The organism is Paenibacillus humicus NBRC 102415, from assembly GCF_004000905.1.
Taxonomy (GTDB): domain Bacteria; phylum Bacillota; class Bacilli; order Paenibacillales; family Paenibacillaceae; genus Paenibacillus_O; species Paenibacillus_O humicus.
Genome location: NZ_BIMD01000012.1, coordinates 71552 through 96304, shown reverse-complemented (window position 1 = coordinate 96304; position 24753 = coordinate 71552). Strand labels below are relative to the sequence as shown.

General features: G+C 57.3%; 19 protein-coding genes and 1 riboswitch. Of the genes, 14 read left to right on the top strand and 5 right to left on the bottom strand.

Features of this window, described 5'->3' with window-relative positions; all coding sequences use genetic code 11:
• Positions 1–105: 105 nt before the first annotated feature.
• The 7 genes from PHU01S_RS10300 to PHU01S_RS10270 all read left to right on the top strand — a co-directional run bounded on the left by PHU01S_RS10300 (position 106) and on the right by PHU01S_RS10270 (position 11188).
• Complete coding sequence (locus tag PHU01S_RS10300; RefSeq protein ID WP_127507495.1) at positions 106–735, top strand: xanthine phosphoribosyltransferase; 630 nt, start codon at positions 106–108, stop codon at positions 733–735.
• On the top strand, positions 729–2033 hold the full coding sequence (locus PHU01S_RS10295; RefSeq protein ID WP_127507493.1) for a nucleobase:cation symporter-2 family protein: 1305 nt from the start codon (positions 729–731) through the stop codon (positions 2031–2033). Before PHU01S_RS10300 ends, PHU01S_RS10295 begins: the two co-directional genes overlap by 7 nt.
• Positions 2034–2129: 96 nt before the next feature.
• Positions 2130–2215, top strand: a riboswitch (cyclic di-GMP riboswitch).
• A 127-nt stretch (positions 2216–2342) separates the two neighbouring features.
• Complete coding sequence (locus tag PHU01S_RS10290) at positions 2343–3236, top strand: amidase (protein ID WP_127507491.1); 894 nt, start codon at positions 2343–2345, stop codon at positions 3234–3236.
• Between the two features lie 123 nt (positions 3237–3359).
• On the top strand, positions 3360–5567 hold the full coding sequence (locus PHU01S_RS10285; protein WP_218032438.1) for a family 2 glycosyl transferase: 2208 nt from the start codon (positions 3360–3362) through the stop codon (positions 5565–5567).
• Between the two features lie 52 nt (positions 5568–5619).
• Positions 5620–8646, top strand: a complete 3027-nt coding sequence (locus PHU01S_RS10280) for a hypothetical protein (RefSeq protein ID WP_127507489.1) — start codon at positions 5620–5622, stop codon at positions 8644–8646.
• A 37-nt stretch (positions 8647–8683) separates the two neighbouring features.
• Positions 8684–9733 (top strand): HEAT repeat domain-containing protein, encoded by a 1050-nt coding sequence (locus PHU01S_RS10275; protein ID WP_127507487.1) that lies wholly within the window; start codon positions 8684–8686, stop codon positions 9731–9733.
• 30 nt (positions 9734–9763) lie between these two features.
• Entirely contained in the window at positions 9764–11188 is a 1425-nt protein-coding gene (locus PHU01S_RS10270) for a glycosyltransferase family 2 protein (protein ID WP_127507485.1), read from the top strand.
• A 144-nt stretch (positions 11189–11332) separates the two neighbouring features.
• Here the strand turns inward: PHU01S_RS10270 and PHU01S_RS27135 are convergent, their stop codons facing one another.
• The gene (locus tag PHU01S_RS27135) at positions 11333–12220 is read right to left on the bottom strand and encodes a general stress protein (RefSeq protein WP_127507483.1); all 888 of its coding nucleotides are present in this window, start codon (positions 12218–12220) and stop codon (positions 11333–11335) included.
• Positions 12221–12536: 316 nt separating this feature from the next.
• Here PHU01S_RS27135 and PHU01S_RS10260 point away from each other — a divergent pair, with 316 nt between their 5' ends.
• From PHU01S_RS10260 to lepB, 4 genes are all read left to right on the top strand, one after another.
• Positions 12537–13031: a hypothetical protein gene (locus tag PHU01S_RS10260; RefSeq protein WP_127507481.1), complete on the top strand. Its 495-nt coding sequence runs from the start codon at positions 12537–12539 to the stop codon at positions 13029–13031.
• A gap of 83 nt (positions 13032–13114) precedes the next feature.
• Complete coding sequence (locus PHU01S_RS10255) at positions 13115–13897, top strand: hypothetical protein (protein WP_048745762.1); 783 nt, start codon at positions 13115–13117, stop codon at positions 13895–13897.
• A 79-nt stretch (positions 13898–13976) separates the two neighbouring features.
• Positions 13977–14489: a hypothetical protein gene (locus PHU01S_RS10250; protein ID WP_127507479.1), complete on the top strand. Its 513-nt coding sequence runs from the start codon at positions 13977–13979 to the stop codon at positions 14487–14489.
• A gap of 35 nt (positions 14490–14524) precedes the next feature.
• A complete protein-coding gene (gene lepB / locus PHU01S_RS10245; RefSeq protein ID WP_049868498.1) occupies positions 14525–15145 on the top strand; it encodes a signal peptidase I in 621 nt (206 codons plus the stop codon).
• Positions 15146–15225: 80 nt separating this feature from the next.
• On the opposite strand, the gene PHU01S_RS10240 is transcribed toward lepB, so the two are convergent.
• From PHU01S_RS10240 to PHU01S_RS10230, 3 genes are all read right to left on the bottom strand, one after another.
• On the bottom strand, positions 15226–15423 hold the full coding sequence (locus PHU01S_RS10240; RefSeq protein ID WP_281279762.1) for a response regulator transcription factor: 198 nt from the start codon (positions 15421–15423) through the stop codon (positions 15226–15228).
• A gap of 6 nt (positions 15424–15429) precedes the next feature.
• Positions 15430–15858, bottom strand: a complete 429-nt coding sequence (locus tag PHU01S_RS10235; protein WP_164763043.1) for a response regulator — start codon at positions 15856–15858, stop codon at positions 15430–15432.
• 188 nt (positions 15859–16046) lie between these two features.
• A complete protein-coding gene (locus PHU01S_RS10230; protein ID WP_049868497.1) occupies positions 16047–17069 on the bottom strand; it encodes an LLM class flavin-dependent oxidoreductase in 1023 nt (340 codons plus the stop codon).
• Positions 17070–17400: 331 nt separating this feature from the next.
• Between PHU01S_RS10230 and PHU01S_RS10225 the strand changes: the two genes are divergently transcribed.
• Entirely contained in the window at positions 17401–19152 is a 1752-nt protein-coding gene (locus PHU01S_RS10225) for a methyl-accepting chemotaxis protein (RefSeq protein ID WP_127507473.1), read from the top strand.
• A gap of 139 nt (positions 19153–19291) precedes the next feature.
• A complete protein-coding gene (locus PHU01S_RS10220) occupies positions 19292–21352 on the top strand; it encodes a catalase (protein WP_049868495.1) in 2061 nt (686 codons plus the stop codon).
• A gap of 53 nt (positions 21353–21405) precedes the next feature.
• On the opposite strand, the gene PHU01S_RS10215 is transcribed toward PHU01S_RS10220, so the two are convergent.
• Positions 21406–22575: an MFS transporter gene (locus PHU01S_RS10215; protein ID WP_164763042.1), complete on the bottom strand. Its 1170-nt coding sequence runs from the start codon at positions 22573–22575 to the stop codon at positions 21406–21408.
• Positions 22576–22907: 332 nt separating this feature from the next.
• Between PHU01S_RS10215 and PHU01S_RS10210 the strand changes: the two genes are divergently transcribed.
• Positions 22908–24731: an ABC transporter substrate-binding protein gene (locus PHU01S_RS10210; protein WP_164763041.1), complete on the top strand. Its 1824-nt coding sequence runs from the start codon at positions 22908–22910 to the stop codon at positions 24729–24731.
• Positions 24732–24753 lie beyond the last annotated feature (22 nt).

Genomic DNA, 24753 nt, shown 5'->3' with positions numbered 1-24753 from the left:
ACTTGTCTTATCAGGCAGATCTCACTTGAGGGTACCAGCTCAGTGGGGTCTGTTTTTTGTTTTTCCCAAGAGGCCGGACAACAGGAAAAGGGGCGCTGAACAACGATGAAACAGCTGGAAGAACGCATTCGCCGGGAAGGTCAAATCCTCTCGGACAAGGTGCTTAAGGTGGACTCGTTCCTGAACCATCAGGTCGATACGGAGCTGGCGCTGGAGATCGGACGCGAGTTCGCGCGAATGTTTGCGGATCGGGGAATTACGAAGGTGCTGACGATCGAGGCGAGCGGCATCCAGTTCGCTATGGCGGCGGGCATCGCGCTGGGAGTGCCTTTCGTTTACGCCAAGAAGAAAAAAGCAGTCACGCTCACCGAGAACCTGTACACGGCTCAGGTCCATTCCTTCACTCGCCAGGAGACGTATCAGGTCAGTATTTCCCAGAACTATCTCGGACCGGAAGAGCGCGTCCTGATCGTAGACGATTTCCTTGCTACCGGAGCGGCGCTTGTCGGCCTCGTCGATATCGTCAAGCAGTCTGGCGCTCGGTTGTGCGGCGTGGGCTGCGTCATCGAGAAGAGCTTCCAGGAAGGGCGCGGCCTGCTGGAGGAGCGCGGAGTCGAGGTGCATTCCCTGGCCCGGATCGCCTCGATGGCGCCCGGACGAGTCACGTATGTCAGCGAACTTGAAGCCGAGCCTGCTGCGGCCGGCGCCGCCGAAATGGACGGGGCCGGATGCTGAGCCGCCGCAAAACCGTCACGCTCGGCCTTCAGCATGTGCTCGCCATGTATGCGGGCGCCGTCGTCGTTCCTCTGGTCGTCGGAGGAGAGCTCGGGCTCACGCCGACCAAGATCGCGTATCTGATCGCCGCCGACCTGTTCACCTGCGGCCTCGCCACTCTTTTGCAGGTCATGAAAACGCGCTTCTTCGGCAGCGGCCTCCCGGTCGTGCTCGGCTGCACGTTCACGGCGGTCGGGCCGATGATCGTCATCGGCAAGGAATACGGCCTTGCGACCGTATACGGAGCCATCATCCTGTCCGGCTTGTTCGTTCTTCTGGCCGCACCTCTGTACGGCAAGCTGCTGCGTTTCTTCCCGACCGTCGTCACCGGATCGGTCGTCACGATTATCGGGCTTTCGCTCATCCCGGTCGCGATGAACAACGCCGCCGGCGGTCAAGGAGCGGCTGACTTCGGCGCTCCGCGCAATCTGCTGCTGGCGCTGCTCACCCTCGTCGTCATTCTGGTCGTCAGCCGCTTCGCCAAAGGCTTCATGCGAGCCATCGCGGTGCTCGTGGGCCTTGCCGCAGGCACAGCAGCCGCGTATGCGATGGGCATGGTCAGCTTCTCCGGCGTCTGGGACGCTTCGTGGTTCAGCATCGCGCAGCCGTTCTACTTCGGCGCTCCGCATGTGAGCCTCGTCGCCGTCGTGACGATGATCCTCGTCAATATCGTCAGCATGGTGGAATCGACCGGCGTATACCTCGCTGTCGGCAAGACGACCGACCAGCAGGTCGACGAGAAGCAGATCGTGAACGGCCTCCGCTCGGAGGGAGCTGCGATCATGCTGGGAGGCATCTTCAACGCCTTCCCTTATACGGCCTTCTCCCAAAATGTCGGGCTCATTGCGCTGACGAAGGTCAAGAAGCGGAGCGTCATCGTCGCTGCCGGCGCCATCATGGTGCTGCTCGGCCTGCTGCCGAAGCTCGCGGCGCTGACGACCGTCGTGCCCAGCGCCGTGCTGGGCGGCGCCATGATCGTCATGTTCGGCTCCGTCGCCGCTTCCGGCATGGGCATTCTCTCGGAAGTCGACCTGCGCAAGGAAGGCAATCTGATGATCGTGGCATGCAGCCTCGCCGTCGGCCTCGGTTCCGCCACCGTGCCGGCGATGTTCGGCCAGCTTCCGTCGGAAGCGTCCATGCTGCTGCAGAGCGGCATCGTCACGGGATCGCTGACCGCGATCATCCTCAACATCATGATGTCGCGGCGCCAGCGCGAAGCTGCTCCGGCCGCATACCAGGAAGCCCAGGAAGCTTCGTAGAGCGTTTTTAGCCGTGTCTGCTGGGAAGGGCTCTGAATGGATAAGGTTGGACTTTTAGCGGTTCATGGATTATGATTTCATTATTACTGATGTGCTTCACGATAATGGCAAACCTGTCGGAAAGGCAGGGACGCAAAACTAGAGGGCCTAAGGGCGAGAGCCTATGGCAGCCAGTTGCCGAACGAAGAAAGAAATAAGAAGGTTCCCTTCTTCTTATTTTTTATGTGTATCCTACACAGTTCGGGTTGCTTTCCCGGACTGTTTTTTATTTCCGGGCCGCTGAAGCCGTTGCAGGCGGGGGATACCGTGATGAAATTAACTTCATTGATCTGCATTCTTTCCTTGCTTCTTCTCGCTTGTTCCGGAGTCGCAGATGCCAAAGCGAGCCATGCTTTCACGAAAGCTCCGACCCTATCCACTTGGCTGTGGGATACTTCAAAAATCGTCTCTCAGACGGATGTTATCATCGAGGACTTGGCTGCCAATGGAGTGAATCTGCTGCATCTGCAGATCAATCCCGCCATTGAGCCCGGCTGCTACAAGGATTTCATCCGAAAAGCCTCCCAGCGCGGGATTCGCGTTCACGCTCTGGACGGAGCTCCCGAGTGGGTCGAGGCCGGAGGATCCGCCCTTCAACAGACATTTCTGACTTGGCTTCAAGGCTATCAGCAGTCAGCCTCCGACAAGGAGAGGTTCGGCGGAATCCATCTCGATGTCGAGCCTTATGAATCCGAAGGGTACGAGCAGAACGCCAATCGGTACATCGAGAACTATCAGACCATGATGCGGTCGTTTCAGGAATGGGCCGATCGAAATCAGCTGGAGCTCGGAATCGATATTCCCTTTTGGTTCCATGGCGTCAAATATGACAATAAGTATGGAGCCGGGTTGCTTGCCGAGTGGCTCTGCAAGCAAGTGAAATTCATCACGATCATGGCTTACCGTGACAAGGCCGCCGGAGACGAAAGCATCCTGTCGGTATCGGCAGCGCAGATGAAGCTGTTCGAGAAATATCAGGTAAGAGGGTCGGTTGCCGTCGAGACCGGCAAGCTGGCTCCCGATTACAGCTTCGTGACCTTTTATGCAAAGAAAAAGGAATATATGTATGAGCAGCTTGATCAGGTGTACCAACGATACAAATCCAATTCTGCTTTTGAAGGCATAGCCATTCATCACTACGACAGCTGGATGAAAATGACCTAACTCTTCCTTCAAGCGGGCTCCGGAATTCCTCCGGAAGCTCGCTTTTTATATGGGACCAATTTACTGGGAATTGCGTTGACATATGGGTGAAACTGCCTATAGAATGGCAAAGGAGGTTATGACATGACTGGAAAAATGAAGATATTAACCGGATTTTTGGCGATTTTTGTCGTTCTAGGGGCCGTAATCGTTTATCAATATTCACTCTCTCCCAAGAAGGAGAGTTCTGAAACCGCTTTCCAACAGGAGGGCGGTTTAAGTTTTGTCAGCAAGACGGATTCGGCTTCGTTTTATGTCCATGACGGACAGAAGTGGAGCAGGATGTTCATCAAAGGCGTTAACCTTGGCGCCGGAAAACCAGGGGCTTTTCCCGGAGAAGTCGCCATCACTTACGAGGAGTACTTTCGGTGGTTCAAGTACATAGCGGAAATGAACGCCAATGCCATCCGGGTCTACACGATTCAGCGCCCGCAGTTTTACAATGCCTTGCTCGATTTCAATGAACAGCGGGAAAAGGACGGCAAGCAGCCGATCTATGTGATCCATGGCGTATGGGTGAACGAAAATGATGTGTTGACGATAGAGGATGCGTTCGGTGAAAAGGATAAGATACTGAATGATGTCGTCGAGAGCGGCAAGGAAATCGTCGACATCATTCATGGAGACCGATACCTGCCCGTCAACAAAGGGCATGCGGACGGCACGTATACCTCGGATGTGTCGCGTTATGTCATCGGCTGGATTCTCGGAATCGAATGGGAGCCTTCCTTTGTCGTCGGAACCAATGAAAACAATCCCGCCCGCAGCGAATACAACGGCAAATATCTCTATACCGAACAAGCTTCACCCTTCGAGGCCTTCCTGGCCGAAGTGGGCGATAAGATCATCGGTTATGAATCCGAGAAATACAAGATGCAAAGAGCCCTCGCCTTTTCCAATTGGGTCACGACCGATCCGCTCAAACACCCCAACGAACCTTACAAGAACGAAGATCTCGTGTCTGTGAACGTGGAGCATGTCAAAGGACATGAAAGCTTCAAGCCCGGCATGTTCGCATCCTATCATGTCTATCCTTATTACCCGGATACCTTCAGCTTCCAGACCGACTACATCAACTACAAGGGGCTGGACGGAAAGCCGGATCCCTACCTTGCCTATCTGGAGGATATCAAGAAAATCCATACCATGCCCATTGTGGTATCCGAATTCGGCATCCCGGCGTCTAGGGGAAAGGCTCATGAAAACAGGGTTACAGGCTTCAATCAGGGATTCATCGACGAGAAGACCCAGGGAGATATGCTCGTTCATATGATCAATGACATCCATGCGGCCAACCTCGCCGGAGGTCTGGTCTTCGCGTGGCAGGACGAGTGGTTCAAGCGGACCTGGAACAATAATGATCTCGATTTACCGGACTCCCGTCCCTACTGGTCGAATCCTCAGACGAACGAGCAGCATTTCGGCCTGCTTGCTTTCGACCCCGGCAATGGCGAGACCATCCGTTCCGTGGACGGCCAGGTCGATGACTGGGCCGGGGACGCTCCCCTGTATGATGATGAGGAAACGAAGTTGTACGTGAAGAGCGACGAGGCGTATGTATACTTCAGAATCGATGCCCGGAATTATGATTTTGACAAGGATACGCTGCTTCTTCCCATCGACAGCATCGAAGGTCAGGGCAGCGACCGCTTCTCGGCCTATGGAATCAGCTTCGGCAGGCAAGCTGACTTTGTATTGAAAATACATGGGAAAAACGACTCCCGCCTTCTCGTTGATCCCTATTATGACAATTATCTTTTCCGCTACGCGGTGCAGACCAGTTTAATCGAGGATCATCCGGATGCCAGCCGCAAGAATTCGGGCCTGTTCAACCCGATCCGGCTCGCTCTGAACAAGAGAGTCGTCATTCCGCCCGGGAATGCCGTGATTCCTTTCACCGGTTACGAGACGGGGCAGCTGACTTACGGAAATGCGAACCCCAAAAGCCCGGACTACTACTCGCTGAGCGATTTCTACTACTCGGAGGGACAGCTGGAAATCCGGATTCCATGGCAGCTGCTGAATGTGATGGATCCTTCCAAAAAAATGATCATCGACGATATGCGCACCCGCGGCAAAATATCCCCGATCAAGACAGAGGGGTTCAATATCGGCATCAAGAAGCTGGCCGGCGACTCGGGCGCAGCCTCCAAGCAGCCTGTGGCCATGGAGCCGTATGCTTGGGCGGAGTGGGACCAGCCGTCCTATCACGAGCGCCTGAAGCCATCCTACTATATTCTCCAAAAGGGATTTGCGGCATTGCCGGAAAATGAGGGTTTGACGGAAAAATGAAACTAAAAAAATCAAAGCGCGGTACCTTCTGCTCCTTCTGCTGCTCGTTGCTTTGGGAGCGCCGTTCGCACTGTGGCTCGCTGCGCCATCGAAGGATCTCGACATCGTCGTGCTCAACAAAACCTTTCCTGTCGAAACGAAAGCATCCGGCAACGTGAAGCAGCTCGATTACAGCAAGCAGCGCGGCTTGTTCTGGCTGATGGACCATTTGAAAATGCGGAAGCCCGAAACCGGGAAGGCTTATGGTTTCCGCACGGATTATTACGGGAATTTCATGTCCGGAGGGAAGCTGGTGAACAAGCCGCTTCAAAAGCTGGACCGGATTCCCGACGCCATCTTCATCTCGGATACTTACGGCACAGGAAATTCAAGGGCCGAAGGTGTCGAGGCAGCCGGAATTTCGGGTTTGACCAAAGAAGAAGTCGGTTTCATTGCTACAAGTTACGCCAAGGGCGCAACCGTAATCGGAGAGTACAATATTGCGGGCGATCCGACCTCGCCGTCGGTATCCAAGGAGCTTCAGTCCATCTTCGGCGTCGCCTTTACCGGCTTGGCAGGAAAGTTCTTCTCGGACCTGACGTCAACCGCCGATGTGCCCAACTGGATTCGTGCTACCTACGAACAGCAATACGGCAAAAAATGGAGTTTGTCGGGAGCGGGCATTGTCATCGCGGGCAACAGCCGAATCGTTGTCCTGCAGCGCGATGCCGGATTTACGGGAAGCTCCGTCCAGCTGTCTATGGATGAGGAGCATCAAGGCGATTACGGCGCCCAGAAGGTGGATTTCTACAACTGGTTCGAGATCGTGGAGCCCGCCGAGGACGCATCTGTCATCGCATGGTACAAGCTGAATCTTACGGATGAAGGACAAAACCAGCTGAAGCCGTTTGGTCTCGATGGCCGGTTTCCTGCCATTGTTTCTCATTCTGCCGGAGGCAAGCGCGCTTTCTATCTCGCCGGAGATTTCACCGACTATCGCGGCCCTTCCAAAATCAATTCCTTTATCGGCGCTTCCACGCTTTACCGGTATTTCAGCGTCAAGAGCGAAGGGGATCTAAGCTATTTCTATTGGCATTTTTATGTGCCATTCATGTCGAAAGTGCTGAAGGATACCAAGCCTGCAGAAAAAATCGAAGCTCTTGGCGAGGAACAACGGGCGCATCTGCCTTTACTGGACGGAAAGCAGTTCTCCGTCTATAAGAACGGGAGCAGGCAGCAGCTCTATGTGAACGGCGTCGACATCGGGGCAAGCATTCCGGGCTACGACAAAGGCGAGCTGCCGGACGATCCTGCCTTCTATGCGGATTGGCTCTCCAAAATCGCAGGCATGAACGCCAATACGATTCGGGTATACACCTTGATGCCATCGGCATTCTATCGCGCGCTGGATATATACAATCATGACCATCCTGACCGAATGCTGTACCTCATGCAAAACATAGCCGTGGATGCAAAGCCTCGCGGCGGCAATTACCTGGATGCGGATTACCGGGCGGCGTTCGCCCAACAAACCGAAACGGTGATTGACGCAATGCATGGCCATGCCGAAATCAAGCAAGCGGATGGCAAGGGAACCGAGCTGTATGCCAATGATGTGTCCGGCTATGTGCTGGGATACTTGATGGATCCGGAATTAAGTGCGGAGAACGTGCAGGCAACGGATGACGGGAATGCTTTCTTTGCCTTCGACGGCGACTATGTGACGACTGGCGGCAAGGGCACTCCAACCGAGAATGCACTTGCGTCGCTTCTAGAAAAAACCTACGCCTATGAGCAGACCAAGTACGGGATGCAGCATGCTGCCGGAATGGTAGGCATTCCCGAGATTGAGTCGGTGTACCAGAGGGGGTACAAGAAGGCAGGCGAAGCCGATCGGCCAACAGTAGATTTCGATCGCTTGATGCCGACTTCCAAAGCGGCTGGCGGCATCTTCAGCGCATACAACGTCTTTCCGGACAAGCCTGCGTTCCAGGCAAGGGACTCGGCCGGGAAGCCGTCTTACCGAGAATACGGAACCTATGTCAGCGAGTTGATCACCCGCAGCGAGCATCCGGTTCTGATCAGTGAATTCGGTCTGTCTACAGGAAGGGGGATGACGGAGGCCGGGCAAGGGGAGGGGCTTGCCTCTCTCATCCGCTTGATCCGGGACAGCGGAGCCGCTGGGGGGCTGCTCTATGAATGGGCAGATGAATGGGGCACAGGCAGCGGGGATTTCCAGGCCGCCGCGGTTCCGTCCATGCGGGGCAGCCTCTGGCATAACACGGTGGATCCGGCTCAGAATTACGGCATTCTCGCCTTGGAGTCCCAGGCGCTCACGGATTATTCCATGACACTTCGAGGCTCCGGGCCTCTGAATTCCATTGCCTATGCGGCGGACGAGTCCTACTTCCACATCAAGGCGGAGTTCAACCGATGGCCTGATTTCAATCGGCAGCAGCAGCTGATCTATCTCGACACCGTCGATCGCAAAAAAGGCGAGTACATGCTGGCGCCCGACGTCAACGAGAACTGGTCCGGCGCCGAGTTCCAAATCCGAATGGACAATAAGGACAAGGCTGAGCTGCTTGTGATGCCGAGTTACAATGCAAGCCGGGGTTCGTATTATACAACGGTCTCGTCTACGGGACTTTTCGAGCGGATGAAGAGAATGGAGTCCTCCGAGTATGTCACCAAAGGGGGAAGGAAAATAGAGGCCGTCTATACGGACGAGTCGGCTTTGACCCCCGGGGCGTTTCAAACGGGCGGCAGCAACTTCTATTTGGACGGAAAGACGCTGCATGTGCGGATTCCGTGGGCACGGCTCAACTTCATCGACCCTTCCAGCCTGCTTGTATGGGACGATGACAAGAAAAAGGGAATGGGTGTGGCTTCAGACTCCCTTTCCGTCAGGATGACCGATGGCATCGTTGGCTCGCTGATCCTCATGGATAAAAAAACTCAGCATGTCGATTACCATTTTCCGGAAAGCGTTACTTCATCGGGTTACCGGACGTTCTCATGGAGCACTTGGGATGCGCCGGACTATGCTTCCCGTACAAAAGGCAGCTACGATGCGGTCAAAGAAGCCTTTACCAACTGAATGCCGATGAAAATCATTTCGCATTAGGAGATTCTACATGACGAAGCAAGCTTTTTATTTACTCTGGATATCAGGCGGATTGATTTCCGTCTTTTTCCTGGCCATTGTCGTTACATGGCTGTACGGGCACTTCTTAACAAAAAGCCTCGCCCATTTGAACCGCAAGCTGAATGTGCTCTTCTCCTCCTTCAAGCTCGCGACGCATGAGGAGGAGCAGGAGGCAGTAACTCGGATTGCAGATTACGTGGGACGCAGTCCGCGCAAAAAAGAGATTCTCATCGGCATCATTGTCGCGCAGGGCGAGGATTTCATCGAATCAAATGCGGAGCGTCTGGCCCGATTGTATGAACAAACGGGAATCAGAACCTATCTAGTTCGTCAGCTCTCCTCCAAGCGGGATTATATCAAGGCTCTGGGGTGCCGCTATCTGGGGGATTTGGCGATAAAACCGGCTGAAAAAGACATTCATGCTCTTATGGGCAGCAGCAACAACGACGTGATCTATCATGCGCTGCTTGCTCTGGCCAAGCTAGGCAATCCGCGAAGCCTGGCCGAAGTTCTGGTCGAGAATTCCGACCGGATATCCTTGTCCTTCCGTGCCGTCGTCGAAATCCTGACGGTATTCAAGGGCTCCAAGGAAGAGCTGTTCATCAATACGATCGAGCGCAGCGACGATTATCTCAAGGGAATCCTGATCAAGGCGGCGGCCGATTATGAGTTCGAAAGCCTGAGCAGCTATTATATCCGCTACCTGGACAGCGACAACAAGAACCTGAAGATCGCCAGCATCCGGGCCCTGGGACAATTGAAGAATGCTGCCTTTGAGGTCTATCTGCTTGAGATGCTCCGGGACCAGGAGTGGGAAGTCCGAGCGGCCGCGGCTAAAAGTCTGGACAAAACGGGAACCAGCAAAAGCTTCGCGGCTCTGGAAAAGATGGCTGGCGATCCGGAATGGTGGGTCAGGCACAATGCCGCGGCTTCTTTGGTCGCTATTCCAGGAGGCAAGGATTATGCCGCGCGCATTCTCGACGGCGAGGATCAGTTCGCTCGGGAAGCGATCATCGGAGTCATGGAGAGATCCGTCTAGGCGGCGATATCGGGAGAGAGTTGGTAGGGTATGTATTATTTTTGGAAGTTCATTCTGTATTTCAGTGAATTCTGCATCATATACACCATTGCAATCAATATTTTCTACAATGGGCAGATGCTCATCTCGGTCGCCGATCTGTTCGGCTACCTGAAGAAAATGAAGGCATCGGACTACAAACGATACGTGAATTCAAAAAACATGGTTCCGATCTCAATCCTTGTACCGGCCTACAACGAAGAAAACACGATCGTGGACAACATCAAGTCGCTGCTTGCGCTGAACTACTATGAGTACGAGATCATTATTGTGAACGACGGATCGACCGATTCCACCCGCGACAAGATCATTCGGGAATTCGATCTTGTCCAGATCAGCCAGCCGGTCAAGAAAAGCCTGGAGACCAAAGAGATTCTGGGATTGTACCGGAATCCCAAATACGAGCGGCTGATCTTGGTGGATAAGGTGAACGGCGGCAAGGCGGACGCCCTCAATGCCGGAATCAATCTTTCGACCTATCCGATATTCGCCAGCATCGATGCGGACTCCATCCTGGAGAACGATGCGCTGATCAAGCTGACGATGCTGTTCGTGGAGGATCCGGAGACGATTGCCGTCGGCGGAATCGTCCGCATTGCCAACGGATCCGTCATCAAGGAAGGCAAGCTGGTCAAGATGGAGATTCCGAAAAACAAAATCGCCGTCTTTCAAATCGTCGAATATTTGCGGGCCTTTCTGACGGGGCGCACCAGCTTGAGCAAGCTGAATTCGATTCTGATTATATCCGGAGCGTTCGGCGCCTTCAACAAAAGCGTTGTCATTGAATGCGGCGGCTACAAGACGAACACGATCGGCGAGGACATGGACATCATCATGAAGCTGCACAAGAAAATGCTGGACGAGAAAAAAACCTATAAAATCAAGTTCCTGGCCGATCCGATCTGCTGGACCCAAGCCCCGGAATCATTGAAGGATTTAAGGGTGCAGCGCCGTAGATGGCAGATCGGGCTGTTCGACAACTTGCTTCAGTATAAATCCATGCTTCTTAACCCGAAGTACGGCAAGGTGGGAATGGTGACCATTCCTTATTATTGGTTGTTCGAGCTTATTGGCCCTGTGGTGGAGTTTCTCGGATACATCTTCATCCCGCTCGCTTATTTATTCGGTCTTCTGGAATTCAACAGCTTCCTCATCTTCTTCCTCATCGCCTTCCTGCTCGGAAGCACCTTGTCGATGGGAAGCATCCTGCTGGAGCAGATTTCTTTCCGCAAATACACGACTTTCGGCGATACCATGCGGCTGGTGCTGTTCGCTCTGCTGGAGAATCTGGGCTATCGGCAGCTCACTATCCTCTACCGGATCGAGGGCCTGCTGAAATTCAATAAATCCAGACATTCATGGGGAACGATCAAGAGAGAAAAGTTCAAAGGAAGCGAGAAAGGGACATCGGCTTAACGGAAATTTGGCTGACGTGTTGAAATCGCCATTTATCGGCAAATCAAAAACGGTACTGGAACGCTGCGTCCTTAAAGGGGCGGCGTTCCAGTACCGTTTTGTTATTTTTTGGTCGGGCTAGCTGGGAAATGCGGAAACGGTTGATCAGAAGCGGTTTTTCACATTGTCGCCCAGATTCTCCGCCCGCTCGCGCAGAGTGACGTCGCCGTCCCCGTTGCGGTCGCGGTTCAACGGCACATGGCCGTCCCGGCGTTCTTCATCGCTGTAGTAGCGGGAGTCATGCGTGCGGTCCGGCTCCGCATAGCCGTCTCCGGCTCTGTAGCTGCCGTCGACCGGATCGCGGTCGCTTCCCATGACGCGTCCATCCCGGTCGCGGCCGGCGTCGGAGAGACCGGGGCCTGCCCCTGGCGAGGGGTCAAGGCCGGCTCTGCTGACCGGCTCGCCGTCCGGGTACACGTCGGCTGCAGGCACGGCGCCGTCCGCTCCGACATGCTCGGACGCTGCGGCCGTTTGATTATAAGGCTGAATGTCGCGTTCGTAAGAAGGCGCGTTGATGGAGCCGGTCGAACGGAGCGAATCGTAAATATCGTGGTCCCGTTCGGTTTTGGATTCGACCAGCACCAGAATATTGCCGTCCTGTACATATTCATTGTACATGTTGGCTTCATTCTCCGGAATGCCAAGGCCGATCAAGCCGCCGACAAGTCCGCCGGCTCCGGCTCCTACGGCCGCGCCTGTGAGCGCAGCAGCGATCGGTCCGGCCGCGACGATCGGGCCGATGCCGGGAATGGCCAGGGCGCCGATGCCTACAAGCAGGCCGGTAAGGCCTCCGAGCACTCCGCCGCCTGCGGCTCCGGCCGCGACCCCTTCGGGAGCCATCGTGCCCGTTTCCTCCTGGATCGCCGCTACGTCGCCCTTGTCCCTCGCCAGAATGGAGATGTCGTCGCTGTCGACACCACGAGCCTTGAGATCCTCGATCGCGCTGATCGCCGCGTCTTCCGTGTCGTATACGCCTACGATTTTTTTGCTCATTTCTTCCGCCTCCTTCAGATTTGATGTCGTGAACGTTATATAACCGCTGTTCTTTCAACGTAAACGAGCCCAATTGCTTCCAATCTGGATCTAAAGGAGTAGATCATCTACTCCCATTGGAGATGGCTGCCTTCCGGCTTTTCCCCAAAAGGGCTCGCGGGGAGAAAGAATCAATACCCCATATACTCGATTTCTTTGGAACTTACTGGGATATCCAGAATTATCCTTAATAGTGACGATTAAGCCGTTCTCAAGCCCTATACTGAGTTCAGACACCAGGAATATAGTCCCGGAGACTGAAAGCGGAGGTGAGGATATGAAACGCACGGTTCTGACGGCAGGCATTGCCGCTTTGGCGCTCGCGGCGGCCATTGGTTCGGGAACAGCCAGCGGCGCCTCGGACGCCGGAGGGCAGCTCAAAGCCTGGTACAAGGATGCCTTCTCGCAGAAGGCAGGCTCCCTTCGCTGGGGGCGGGAGGAGCCAGCCGGCGAATCGATCCGAGCCTCTGCTGCCGGTCTTGTCCAGGAACAGACGCAACAATCCGCCGAGCAGCTGAAGGCATTTGCCGATCTGGCCGGACAGCAAGCTTCCGACGCCCTTCGGGCGAGAAGCGAATCCTACAGCAGGCAGATCGATGAAGCCGCTGCCGAGCTGCGGGGAAGCCAAGGCGTCGAGGGAGCCATCCAGAAGAAGTTCCGGGATGCTGCCCAGGCGAGGACGGTTGAAGCCGAGACCGGTCTGGAGCAGGCATTGGAACAGACTCTGGATCAATGGCTGAATCAGCAGACATCCGGGGAAGAAAGTCCTTGATCGGCTCGTAAGCCGGATCAGGAGGATTACATAACTTGTTCATACCCGACAAACCCAAACCCATTTAAAGGAGACAATCAATCATGGCAATGAAATCCCTTAAAAGCAAAGTAGCAGTAGGCGTTCTGGCAACAGGTCTCATCGCAGGCATGGGTTCCGTCTTCGCAGCAACGGACATCTCCGGACAATTCCAAAGCTGGTACAAAACGAACTTCACGAACACGGTTACCGTTCCGGTGACGGCTAACGCGGCTCTCGAGCTGAAAAACCAGCTGAGCGGATACGCAACCGAGTTCACGGCGCTTACGGCCAGCTCCAAGCAAGCCATCGTGTCGGATCAGCAGGCGCAATCCAACGCTTCGATGACGACGATCAACTCGAAGAAAAACGACTACGTCAACCAAGTCACGACTGCTAAAAACGACATCAAGAACAACCAAATCGGCCGCGATACGCAAAACCTGATCACGGGCCTCAACTTCGTGGGCAACCTTGCGGTCAAAGGTGCTGAAGAAGCAGGCAAAATCAGCCTGAACAGCGACCTCGACGCTCAAGGCAAGGAAAGCGTGAAGCAGGTCAAAAAAGACGTGGCTGCTTACCAAGCATCCTCCACAGGCGATTTGGCTTCCAAGATCCAAGCGGCCAAAGACGAGCTGAAAGCTCTGATCGATCAAAGCGCAACGACGGCAGACGCTGAGGTGCGCAAAAACCTCGAGCAAAAAATCGCCGGACTTCGCAAAACGCTGAGCGACTACGCCGCTCAACAAGTCGCGGAGAACAAAGCTCTGGTTAAAGCGGCTGCGGATACGGATACGGCTGCAGCGCTGAAAGCGCTGGAAGACGTCGCCAACTCCATCAACAAGTAATTGCATTCGCGGGTCGACACGGGGATTGGAGCCAATCCCCGTGATTTGATCTGAAAAAACATCGAAGGGAGAGAACGGAATGAGAAAACAAAGGGGTTCAACCGGCGCATCGTCGAAAAAATGGAAATCCCGGGTTTTGCTTGGAGTTGTGGCTGCAAGCGTGACGGCCTTCGCTTCGCTTGGCGTATCGTTCGCGGACGTGGATCTTAAGGAAAAATTGCGGTTCGCGATGCAATCGAGCGCCGACCAGGTCATCGCCAAGATGAGCGATGAGATCCGTACGGATACCGAAGCCGAGAAAATCGTCTTGCAGAAAGAACTCCAAGCGAAACTTCAAGAGCATCAAGCGGCTTTGCAGGCTTATGCGGCCGAACAGAAGCAGGCCGCTATCCAGGCGATCAAGAATCGATCGAGGGAGCTTGCCGCCAGCCGCGAGTTCAGCAGCGAGGAGCAGAAGAGGGCCTACGCAGAGAGCATCCAGTCCGTGGAGAGCCGAGCGCTCGCGGAACTCAGCGCCATCACGATATCCGAGCCGATTCCTCCTGCGCCTTCCGTGACCGTTGATGTATATGCTGCCCCGGAGCAGCCGTAACCGTTGAGTGGACATGAGGAAAGAAGGTTGCAGCTATGAGCGAGCAGACGTTTGAACAGGATAGATCGATATCAAGCGGCTCGGCCTCCTCTGCGAGCCAAGCGGCTGAAGAGAAGGCGGCTCCGGCCAAGCCAGCCCGAAAGTCCGAGCTGATCGGCTGGATTCGCTATATCATCCTGCTCGCGCTGGGATTGTTCCTGCTCACGCATACGATCGGGCTCGACCGTGTCAACGGGCATTCCATGGCGCCGACGCTCGGGGACGGCAATATTCTGCTGATCAACAAGGTCTCGACCTACTTCGCGAAGCCGGATGCCGGCGATGTGGTCATCGTGGACAGCGCGGCGCTCGGGTACAGCATTGTGAAGAGGGTCATCGCGACCGAAGGGGACCACGTGGCGATCCATGAAGGCATCGTCTATGTGAACGGCAAGTCCCTCCCCGAAATGTACACGACCGGCAAAGCGATGGACATGGAAGAAATTGCGGTCCAGCCGGGCTGCGTATTCGTGCTTGGCGACAACCGCGATCCGGGCGAGAGCCTCGACAGCCGCAGTGCCGAGCTGGGCCAGGTGCCGGTGAAGGAAGTCAAAGGTTATGCACTCGTAAGCCTGCTGCCATGGAAAGGCATCGCGGGGCCGCTCGAAGGTATCTGACCATCCGAGAGGGAATTCCGGACAGCTTCAAGAATAGAAGAAAAACCCGACCGGAACCGGACGGGTTTTTCGAAACATCTTCAGCCGATGTTCTGGAACATGGCGTTCTGATGATAGAACAGCGCAGCCTTGGTGCGGTCCGTCAGCTCAAGCTTCGACAGCACCTGGCTGACATGTTTCTTGACCGTATATTCCGTAACGACGAGGCGCGAAGCGATCTCCTTGTTGGACAAGCCCTCGCTCAGCATCTGCAGCACCTCAAGCTCCTTGGGCGTCAGATTATGTTAGTTCTCGGCAGGCTTGTCGGCCAGTCTGGATTCCAGCAGCTCGACGTCATAATACTTGCGGCCGCGATGGATCATCCGAACCGCGTGAATCAGCTCTTCCGGGAGCGCTTCCTTGAGCACCAGACCCTCGATGCCGAGGTCGAGCGCCTGCTGGAGCTCGGCCGGCCTCATGGACGAGGTGAGGTACATGAATCGGCATCCCGCCCCGGCCTGCTTGAGCTTGCCGATGACGTCCAGGCCGCTCTGCTGATTGATGCGGTTGTTCATGATGCAAAGATCCGGCTGCAGGCTCTGGATATGAGCAAGCGCTTCCTTGCGGTCGGAGGCTTCGCCGATGACTTCGATGGATTCTTCGCCGGACAGGATGGAAGTGAGTCCTCTGCGGACCAGCTGATAGGGATCGACAACCAATACACGTATGGACATCGTACCTGCAGGGCCCCTCTCTTTGATCAATATATGGGGTGAAATGAATCGATCCGATATGTACATGCTTCAGTAGTAAAAACAACTGGAGCGGCATTCTATAGTATACAGTTTCTTACAAACGCTATCAATAAAAAAGACCGGTATATCCAAGCTGAAGAAGCTCTGGATACACCGGTTTTTTCCATTCAGCCATTCCATTCGTTCACGGCTTCGGCTGCGATCCGGTACGATTTCAGCCTGGCCTCCTGATCGTAGATCTGGCCGGCAATGATGAATTCATCCGCTCCGGTCTCTTGCTGAATCTCCGGCAGACGGGTTTTGATCGTCTCCTTCGTGCCGACGATCGAGTACCGGAGCGTGCTGGCGAGAACCGCCTTCTCCTGCTCCGACCACAGTCCGTCCATGCTGTCGACGGGAGGCTTCAGCATCCCGGTGCGTCCGCGCACGATGTTCAGGAACTGCTGCTGCTGGGAGGTGGCCAGATAAGCCGCCTGGGCTTCGGAATCCGCGGCGACGATATTGATGGCTACCATGGCATACGGCTTGTCCAGGTGGCGGGACGGCTTGAAGCTGCTGCGGTACAAATGGAGCGCCGGGATCAGATAATCCGGAGCGAAGTGGCTGGCGAACGAGAACGGCAGGCCGAGCTCTCCGGCCAGCTGGGCGCTGAAGCCGCTGGATCCGAGCAGCCAGATCGGAATGTCGAGCCCTTCGCCGGGAACGGCGCGCACGCCGGGAGCAGCCGTGCCTAGCGACGGGTCGAAGTAGCCGCGCAGCTCGCTGAGCAGCTCGGGGAAGTCCTGGCCGCCGGCCGTCAGGCCCCGGCGCAGCGCGCGGGATGCCGGCTGATCGGAGCCGGGAGCGCGGCCGAGACCGAGGTCGATCCGGCCCGGGTAGAGCGACTCCAGCGTGCCGAATTGCTCGGCGATCTGGAGCGGCGCATGGTTCGGGAGCATGATGCCGCCGGAGCCGACGCGGATGCGGCTCGTGCCTCCGGCGACATGCCCGATCACGAGCGAGGTTGCCGAGCTGGATACGCCGGGCATGTTGTGATGCTCCGCCAGCCAGTAGCGGGTATAGCCGAGCTCTTCGGCATGGCGAGCCAGCTCGAGCGTGCGGCGGAACGATTCGGCGGGAGTGGAGCCTTCCACGACGGGGGCGAGATCCAGCACCGAGATCGGAATTCGTGTATGGTCAGATGCAGTCATCGTACATCCTCCTTTGGGAGCGTTGAAATCAGGGGCGGAAGCCCCTGCTTACTTATTATTCGTGATCAGGTTTCAAAAAGCAAGTGAACCGGTCGGATATGGAAGGGGATCAGACATCCCTTCATGTATGAAGAGTCATTTCCAGCCGATTTCGCGCTTTTGCATCCAGTTGACGGACCCTCTCAAATCAGTCCATTCTTTAAATGCCTTCCCGATTTATTTTTTTTTGTTTAAAGGCGGTAAGAATGGTTTAGCTTAATCCGATCAAGTCTAATATACTCATGGGTATAAATATTTTTTTTAGTATCTAACTTATCGGGGGTTAAAGAGGATGAAAATCCGGACCAATCTTTTGCTAGGCTTCTCCGTTGTGCTCGCGCTTACTCTTTTGGTCGGAGCTGTGAGCTGGAATCAGCTCAACTCGCTTCATCGAACGTATCAATCCCTTATTCAGGACCGTGTCGGAAAAATACTGCTGATCAAAGATTTGAAATATCGGGCGGCCAGCGAGGCGAAAAACGTCCGCGGCTATCTGATTACGGAACAACAAGCATCGTTCGACGCTTACAAGGCCGACCGGCAGTCCTTCGCCACAGGGATGGAGAAGCTCAAAGGAAGCTTGAAGCAGGAGAAATCCAAGGAGCTTGCAGGCAAGCTGGAGCGGCTGGAAGCCGAGTACGCGGGAATCGTAGCGACGATAGCCGGCTACAAGGAGAGAGGAGATACGGCAGGTTATATCAAGCTGGTGGAGGAGCAATGCATTCCTATGGCGCTCAAGCTGTCGGCCGCCGCGGAGGAGCTGGAGAGCTTCCAGCAAAGCCAGCTTGCGGCATCTCAAGCAGAGGCGGCGGCGCATGTGGCCGACGTGCAGAAGCTGCTTGCAGCCGTGGTCGTGCTCGCGCTGCTCCTCGGAGCCGCTGCGGCTCTGCTCATTTCAAGGCGGATCTCCCGTCCGGTGGACGCGGCCGCACGCGCCGCTCGGCGAATCGCGGAGGGGGACTTGACCGGAGATGATCTGGCCCCTGCCTCGATCCAGGAGCTGAACGTCTTGACCCTTGCCGTGAACGGCATGAAAAAGCAGTTGAGCCAGCTCCTTCGAACCATCGATCAAAATGCCCGAGAGCTTGCGGCTTCTTCCCGCCAGCTGGCGGGAGCATCGGCGCAAGCTGCCTCCGAATCGGAGCGCATCTCCCTATCGGTCCGCGCCATCGCCGAATCCGCCTCCGGTCAACGGGAGCGGATGAATGAAAGCCGGACCGCCATGGAGGAAAGCGCCATAAGCCTGCAGCGGGTAGCCGAAGCGGCCTCTATTACGGCCGAGTCCTCCGAGCAGGCTCTGCAGCAAGCGGACATGGGGAGCCGACTGATGTCGGAGACGAAAGGAAAAATGGGCGAAATCCGGGTCGTCATGGAAGGAGCCGCTCAAAACGTCGAGAATCTGGTCGAACAATCCGGCCGGATCAAGGAAATGGCCGCTTTTATTCACGAAGTGGCTTCCCAGACGAATCTCCTTTCCTTGAATGCTTCCATAGAGGCCGCCCGGGCGGGAGAGGGCGGAAGAGGATTCGCCGTCGTGGCTCAGGAGGTCAAAAAGCTGTCGGAGGAAACGAAGGAAGCTTCGGCCCGCATCTCCGAATTCGTTCTCGGCATCGCGGAGCATGCGGACCAGGCTGTCGAGTCGGTCAAAAAAGGGATGGAAGAGGTGCTGCGGGGATCGGAGAGCATCGGGAATACCGAATTGGCGTTCCGTTCCGTGGCGTATTCCATGACGACCGTGGCCCAGCAAACTCAGGAGGTATCCGCCTCCGCGGAGGAATTGTCCGCCTCCATGGAGCAGATGCTGGCTTCCAGCGACGAGCTGCTGTCGCTTGCTTCCACGATTGCCGAACATTCCGGGGCTTCGGCGATTGGAAGCAGACAACAGATGGCGTCCATGCAGGACATATCCGGCTCTGCGGAATCGCTGCAGGCGATGGCGGCGCTGCTTCAGGAGAAGCTGGACGCCTTCCATATCGAAGCAGAGCCCTCGCGCGCGGCCGTCGGTACGGCGCAGCCGCTGGTCCCTGCCATCTCCGCCCCTTGATCAGCCTTGTTCGGTCCCATCCGCATCTCCGAGCGTGATTGGCCGGGGACGGCCGAGGGTAAGGAAAAGTGCTCATGTTCAGCTGATCTTTCAGCCATGCAAAAGCACCTTCCAACCCCTTAAGGAGGAGATACGAAGAATGAGCCAGGACCCGAAGCAGACCGCAGCCGGAAGCAGCAAGGACGAGCAGCTCGCGCAGCATACCGTCGACAACGACGGGCAGAGGCTCACGACGAATCAAGGCCTGCATGTGGCGGAGGACGAGCATTCCCTGAAAGCCGGCGTGCGCGGTCCGACCTTGATGGAGGATTTCCATTTCCGGGAGAAGATGACGCATTTCGACCATGAGCGCATTCCGGAGCGCATCGTCCATGCCAGAGGCTTCGGCGCTCATGGCTACTTCCAGGTGTACAAGCCGATGGCGGAGCTGACGGAAGCCGGCTTCCTGCAGGACCCGTCGGTCAAGACGCCGGTATTCGTCCGCTTCTCTACGGTAGCGGGCTCGCGCGGCTCGGCGGATACGGTCCGCGACGTGCGCGGCTTCGCCGTGAAGTTCTACACCGAGGAAGGCAACTTCGATCTCGTCGGCAACAATATGCCGGTTTTCTTCATTCAGGACGCGATGAAGTTCCCTGATTTCATTCATGCGGTGAAGCCGGAGCCTCATAATGAGATTCCGCAAGCCCAGTCGGCGCATGATACGTTCTGGGATTTCGTCATCAACAACACCGAGACCGCCCATATGATCATGTGGGCGATGTCCGACCGCTCGCTGCCCCGCAGCTACGGCATGATGGAGGGCTTCGGCGTCCATACGTTCCGGCTCGTCAACGCCGAGGGCAAGGCGCGCTTCGTCAAGTTCCACTGGAAGCCGGTGCTCGGCACTCATTCCCTCGTCTGGGACGAGGTCCAGAAGCTCGCCGGCAAGGACCCGGACTTCAACCGCCGCGATCTGTACGAAGCGATCGAAGCCGGCAGGTATCCGGAATTCGAGTTCGGCATCCAGGTGCTTGAGGAAGAGGACGAGTTCAAGTTCGACTTCGACATCCTCGATCCGACCAAGCTGTGGCCGGAGGAGCTCGTGCCCGTGCAGCGCATCGGCAAGCTGACGCTGAACCGCAATACGGACAATTTCTTTGCGGAAACGGAGCAGATCGCCTTCCATCCGGGACATCTCGTCAAGGGCATCGATTTCTCCAACGATCCGCTGCTGCAGGGCCGGCTGTTCTCCTACACGGATACGCAGCTGTCCCGTCTCGGCGGTCCGAACTTCCATGAGATTCCGATCAACCGTCCGATGTGTCCGGTCCACAACAACCAGCGCGACGGCATGCACCGGATGACGATCAACCGCGGTCCGGTCGCTTATCACAAGAACGGCATCGCCGGAGGCTCGCCGCATACGACCGAGGACGGCTACAAGCATTATCAGGAGAAGGTCGACGGCCGCGTCACGCGCGAGCGCAGCGACAGCTTCAAGGATCATTACAGCCAGGCCATCCTGTTCTGGAACAGCATGTCCGAGGTGGAGAAGCAGCATATCATCTCCGCCTTCAGCTTCGAGCTCGGGCATGTGAAGGACAAGAACATCCGCCAGGGCGTCGTGGACATGTTCGCGCAGGTCAGCGGCAAGCTCGCTGCGTCCGTCGCGGCCAACATCGGAGCGCAGCCTCCGGCGGACCTGAACGGGGGCTCGGAAGTGAGGGCTTCCTCGCCGGCCCTCAGCATCATGAATACGGTCAAGTCGGCGAAAAACCGCAAGGTGGCGATTGTGGTCGCGGACGGCTTCCGCGGCGCGGAGACGGCTGAGCTGGCCGCTGCCTTGACGGCGGCCGGAGCGCTGCCGGAATACCTCAGCTCGACTCTTGGCACGGTAAGCGGAGACGACGGCAGCGAGGTGGAAGCGGCGCACAGCTTCCTGACGAGCGACTCGGTGCTCTTCGATGCCGTATTCGTCGCCGGCGGGGAGGCGAGCCTCGCGATGCTGAAGCCGAATCCGAAGCTGCCGGACTTCCTGAAGGAAGCGTTCCAGCACTTCAAGGCGATCGGCTTCGGCAGCCCGGAAGATGCCGCTCAGCTGCTGGAGCTCGCCGGACTGAAGGCGCAAGCCGGCGATCCCGGCATCGTCAGCGCCGAAGGCTCGGCAGAGGCCTTTGTCGAAGCGGTCGCGGCGCATCGCCACTGGGCTCGCAAGCTTTAATCGATTTTTCAAAAGAGGCGTATGACCAGGCATTACCTGGTCATACGCCTCTTTCATGCTGTTTTCCATAAAGAGCTGAACCGGCATGCGGCGGCCGTGGACAGATGGATGAAGGCGGCGGCAAGGAACACGTGAGCCGTGGAGCCGAGCTCGCTCGCCCATCCGCCGGCATAGATGGCCAGCGGCATGCCAAGCTTGAAGATGGAACCGGTGAGGCCGTTGATGCGGCCGATCAGATGGGCCGGCGTCGATTCCTGCCGGTAGGTCCAGATGCAGACCGTGCTGACGGCTCCCGCCATGCCGTCCACGAACAGCCCCGCAGCCATCATTCCTGCAGAGGCGGCCAGGGCAAGCATCAAGCCGCCTATCGCCGAGAGCAGCGAGCTCGCGGCGAGCAGCGCTCCCAGCCGGAAGCGCCGCTTGAGCGGCGGCAGCAGCAGGCTGCCGGCCAGTCCGCCGGCGCCGGCGGCGGAGAGCACGAGGCCCAGCATGCCGGAGCTCAGGGCGAGACGGTCCTTGGCGGTGAAGATCACCGTCGCATCCACCATGCCCGATGCGGCGTTCATGAAGACGACGAGCAGCGTAATCTGCCACAGCGCGCGGTTGCGCATCAGCTCCCGCCACGCCTCGCCGAGCTCCCGGCTCCAGCCGGCCGGCTTCGGACGCGGCGAGCGGTCATCGGCCGGAAGCAGCGAGAGCAGCAGCAGGGCGGGGATGTAAGCGGCCGCCGTCAGAAGCAGGCCGTCCTGCAGGTTCGAGAAGGAGAGGATCAGCCCGGTCAGCGCCGGGCCTCCGATGCCGATAAGCGTCGTCATGAACGAGTAGGAGGCGTTGGCTGGCGCGAGCAGGCCGGCCGGGAGGCATTGCTTGACCAGTGCTACCCGCGCGTTGTTATAGGCATAACCGAATGTCATCAGCAGGAAGCCGCCGATATAGCAGGCATATAGGGAGGATGCGCCAGGCCCCTTCTCGGTCCACAGGTACAGGCCGGCCAGCACGGCGATCTGGAAGAAGACCGACAGGATCGTCCAGCGTTTCTTGCGGGAACGGTCGACCAGGACGCCGATGAATACGGCAAGCAGCAGATTGGGCAGAAATTCGATGCTGCGCATCGCCGACATCGCGACCGCGGAATGCGTGAGGTCGTAGAGGAGCAGCGGCAGCGTCAGCTCATAGAGCTTGCCGCCGAGCGCCAGCACGAAGCCGGAGGCCAGCAGCAGCATGAACGGGCGGCTCCTCCACAGAGCGGGCCGGAGGCGGTTCGGATGAGAGTCTGCGGCGGCGGAGACAGGATGCGGAGCCGCTGGGGAAGTCGGTCGGTCATCGGGCGGCATAACGGCATTCTCCTTGGTTTATGAGAACAGAAAGGATATCATACGAGTACGATCTTTTCTTCTCGAGTCGCAAGCTCCTTGCTTGCTTTCGGTTTGCCGAATGGCTTGGGCAGGCTTGCAGCATCAGTATAATCGGCCTATGCGAAGCCAAAAAGCGAAAGATATCGCGGCGCCGTTCGCCTTTTCGGGCGAAAGTCCGCCCTGTGGAGGGAGCCTGTGGAATGGAAGCGGAATGGTACTATTACAAACTGAGAGAACGGCATGCTTCCGTTCCGGAGGGTACGGCCTTCGAGCTGCCGATGGATCAGGTGTGCGAGGCGCTGGCCTGCACGAGGCGCAATGCCCAGCTGCAGCTGGCGTCTATGCAGGAGAGAGGGCTGCTGACGTGGGAGCCGGGCAGAGGACGGGGCAACCGCTCCCGCCTCACCTTCCGGGCTTCCCTTCGGGAGCCGATGCTGGACAAGGCCCGCCGCCTGGCTTCAGCGGGCAAGCTGGCCGAAGCCCGCAGGCTGCTGGAGCCGTTGGGCGATGACGCTCTGAACTTTGCCTTCGGGGAATGGCTGAGCGGGCAATTCGGCGTGCATCGTCCGGATGCAGGCCGGGATGTGCTGCGCTTCCCTTTTTATCGGCCGGTACCGGCTCTTGATCCGGCTATGGTCATGCGGCGCACCGAGGCGCACTGGGTCGCTCAAATCTTCGATACGCTATGCGCGTACGATCCGGATAGAGGCGGGCTGAGGCCTGCTTTGGCCCACGCCTGGGAACGGGACGGACAGGCAAGGCGCTGGCGGCTTTACCTGCGCAAGGGAGTGAGGTTCCATCACGGCAAGCTGTTGACCGCCGAGGATGCGGCATTTACGTTCCGGCGCATTCTGCGGCTGAACGGGGAGGACTTCGTCCTGCGGGATCTGCAGGAGATCCGTGTTCTGGACGACTACAGCCTGGAGCTTCGCTTCGGCCGGCCCGCCGCCCTGCTCATGCATGCCCTCTGCCTGGAGCGGTATTCAGTCGTGCCCTCGGATTTGAACGAGGAGACGTTCGCCCGCCTGCCGGTCGGAACCGGGGCGTTCCGCGTGACGGGCAATGACGAGTCGATGCTCGCCTTGGAGGCGCATGACCGCTATTTTCTCGGGAGGCCCCATCTGGACCGGATCGAGATGTGGGTATGGACGGATTATGATGGCATTCTCGAGCATGCGGAGAAGCTGGCCGGATCCCAATTGCTCTATTTGGAGACGGGCATCGGCAGCGAGGGGGAGAAGGCGCTCAGCCGCCTCGAAGCGGGCAGCACGTATGCGGCGTTCAACCTCAACAAGGCCGGACCGATGCAGGACCCCATCTTCCGCGAGGCTGTCGATGCCGCTCTGGACCGGCAAGCTATGGTCGAGGAGCTGGGGGGAGTGCGTGGAATGCCTTCCGGAAGCTTCTTTCCGGAAGGCTCCGCGACGGGGGACTCCAATCAACATGCCATGGATTCCGACCCGGCGGCCAGGAGCGGCAAAGCGGAGGGACTGCTTCGCCGCTCCTCTTACCGCGGGGAGACGCTGCGGCTGTTCACGTATGCCATGCCGGACAATGAACGGAATGCGGCCTGGATTCGGGACCGCTGCGGAGAAATCGGCATCGTGCTGGAGATCGTATCCATCCCGATCGAGCAGCTGTCGGATCCCGCTGTCCTGGCCGAAGCCGATCTGGTCGTGGCGGGAGAGGTGCTCGGCGAGCAGCCGGATCTGACCTTGATTGAAATGTACCGGATGACGAGAAGCTTCATTCCGAACCTGCTGAGTCCTTCCCTGCGGGCCGAGAACGAAAAGGCGATGGATGCCTGCATGTCCGAGATCAGCGCGGAGCGGCGGATCGCGCAGCTGAGAAGCTGGGAGCGGAGGCTGAGCTCGGAGCGGTTCCTGCTGTTCCTCTTCCACTCCAAGCACACCGCCAGCCTGGACCGGCGGCTGGGCGTGAATGCCTTGAACGCCTGGGGAAAGGTCAGTTATAAGGACGCATGGGTGAAGCCCGCCAAGGCCGAGGATTGGCCGCATGGTTGAGGATAGCCGAAATAGGGGCTGA

What these genes read in the sequence shown, in the direction of transcription:
- PHU01S_RS10300 (WP_127507495.1), top strand. Translation starts at nt 106, where the DNA reads ATGAAACAGCTGGAAGAACGCATTCGCCGGGAAGGTCAAATCCTCTCG.
- PHU01S_RS10295 (WP_127507493.1), top strand. Translation starts at nt 729, where the DNA reads ATGCTGAGCCGCCGCAAAACCGTCACGCTCGGCCTTCAGCATGTGCTC.
- PHU01S_RS10290 (WP_127507491.1), top strand. Translation starts at nt 2,343, where the DNA reads ATGAAATTAACTTCATTGATCTGCATTCTTTCCTTGCTTCTTCTCGCT.
- PHU01S_RS10285 (WP_218032438.1), top strand. Translation starts at nt 3,360, where the DNA reads ATGACTGGAAAAATGAAGATATTAACCGGATTTTTGGCGATTTTTGTC.
- PHU01S_RS10275 (WP_127507487.1), top strand. Translation starts at nt 8,684, where the DNA reads ATGACGAAGCAAGCTTTTTATTTACTCTGGATATCAGGCGGATTGATT.
- PHU01S_RS10270 (WP_127507485.1), top strand. Translation starts at nt 9,764, where the DNA reads ATGTATTATTTTTGGAAGTTCATTCTGTATTTCAGTGAATTCTGCATC.
- PHU01S_RS27135 (WP_127507483.1), bottom strand. Translation starts at nt 12,220, where the DNA reads ATGAGCAAAAAAATCGTAGGCGTATACGACACGGAAGACGCGGCGATC.
- PHU01S_RS10260 (WP_127507481.1), top strand. Translation starts at nt 12,537, where the DNA reads ATGAAACGCACGGTTCTGACGGCAGGCATTGCCGCTTTGGCGCTCGCG.
- PHU01S_RS10255 (WP_048745762.1), top strand. Translation starts at nt 13,115, where the DNA reads ATGGCAATGAAATCCCTTAAAAGCAAAGTAGCAGTAGGCGTTCTGGCA.
- PHU01S_RS10250 (WP_127507479.1), top strand. Translation starts at nt 13,977, where the DNA reads ATGAGAAAACAAAGGGGTTCAACCGGCGCATCGTCGAAAAAATGGAAA.
- lepB (WP_049868498.1), top strand. Translation starts at nt 14,525, where the DNA reads ATGAGCGAGCAGACGTTTGAACAGGATAGATCGATATCAAGCGGCTCG.
- PHU01S_RS10235 (WP_164763043.1), bottom strand. Translation starts at nt 15,858, where the DNA reads ATGTCCATACGTGTATTGGTTGTCGATCCCTATCAGCTGGTCCGCAGA.
- PHU01S_RS10230 (WP_049868497.1), bottom strand. Translation starts at nt 17,069, where the DNA reads ATGACTGCATCTGACCATACACGAATTCCGATCTCGGTGCTGGATCTC.
- PHU01S_RS10225 (WP_127507473.1), top strand. Translation starts at nt 17,401, where the DNA reads ATGAAAATCCGGACCAATCTTTTGCTAGGCTTCTCCGTTGTGCTCGCG.
- PHU01S_RS10220 (WP_049868495.1), top strand. Translation starts at nt 19,292, where the DNA reads ATGAGCCAGGACCCGAAGCAGACCGCAGCCGGAAGCAGCAAGGACGAG.
- PHU01S_RS10215 (WP_164763042.1), bottom strand. Translation starts at nt 22,575, where the DNA reads ATGCTGCTGCTGGCCTCCGGCTTCGTGCTGGCGCTCGGCGGCAAGCTC.
- PHU01S_RS10210 (WP_164763041.1), top strand. Translation starts at nt 22,908, where the DNA reads ATGGAAGCGGAATGGTACTATTACAAACTGAGAGAACGGCATGCTTCC.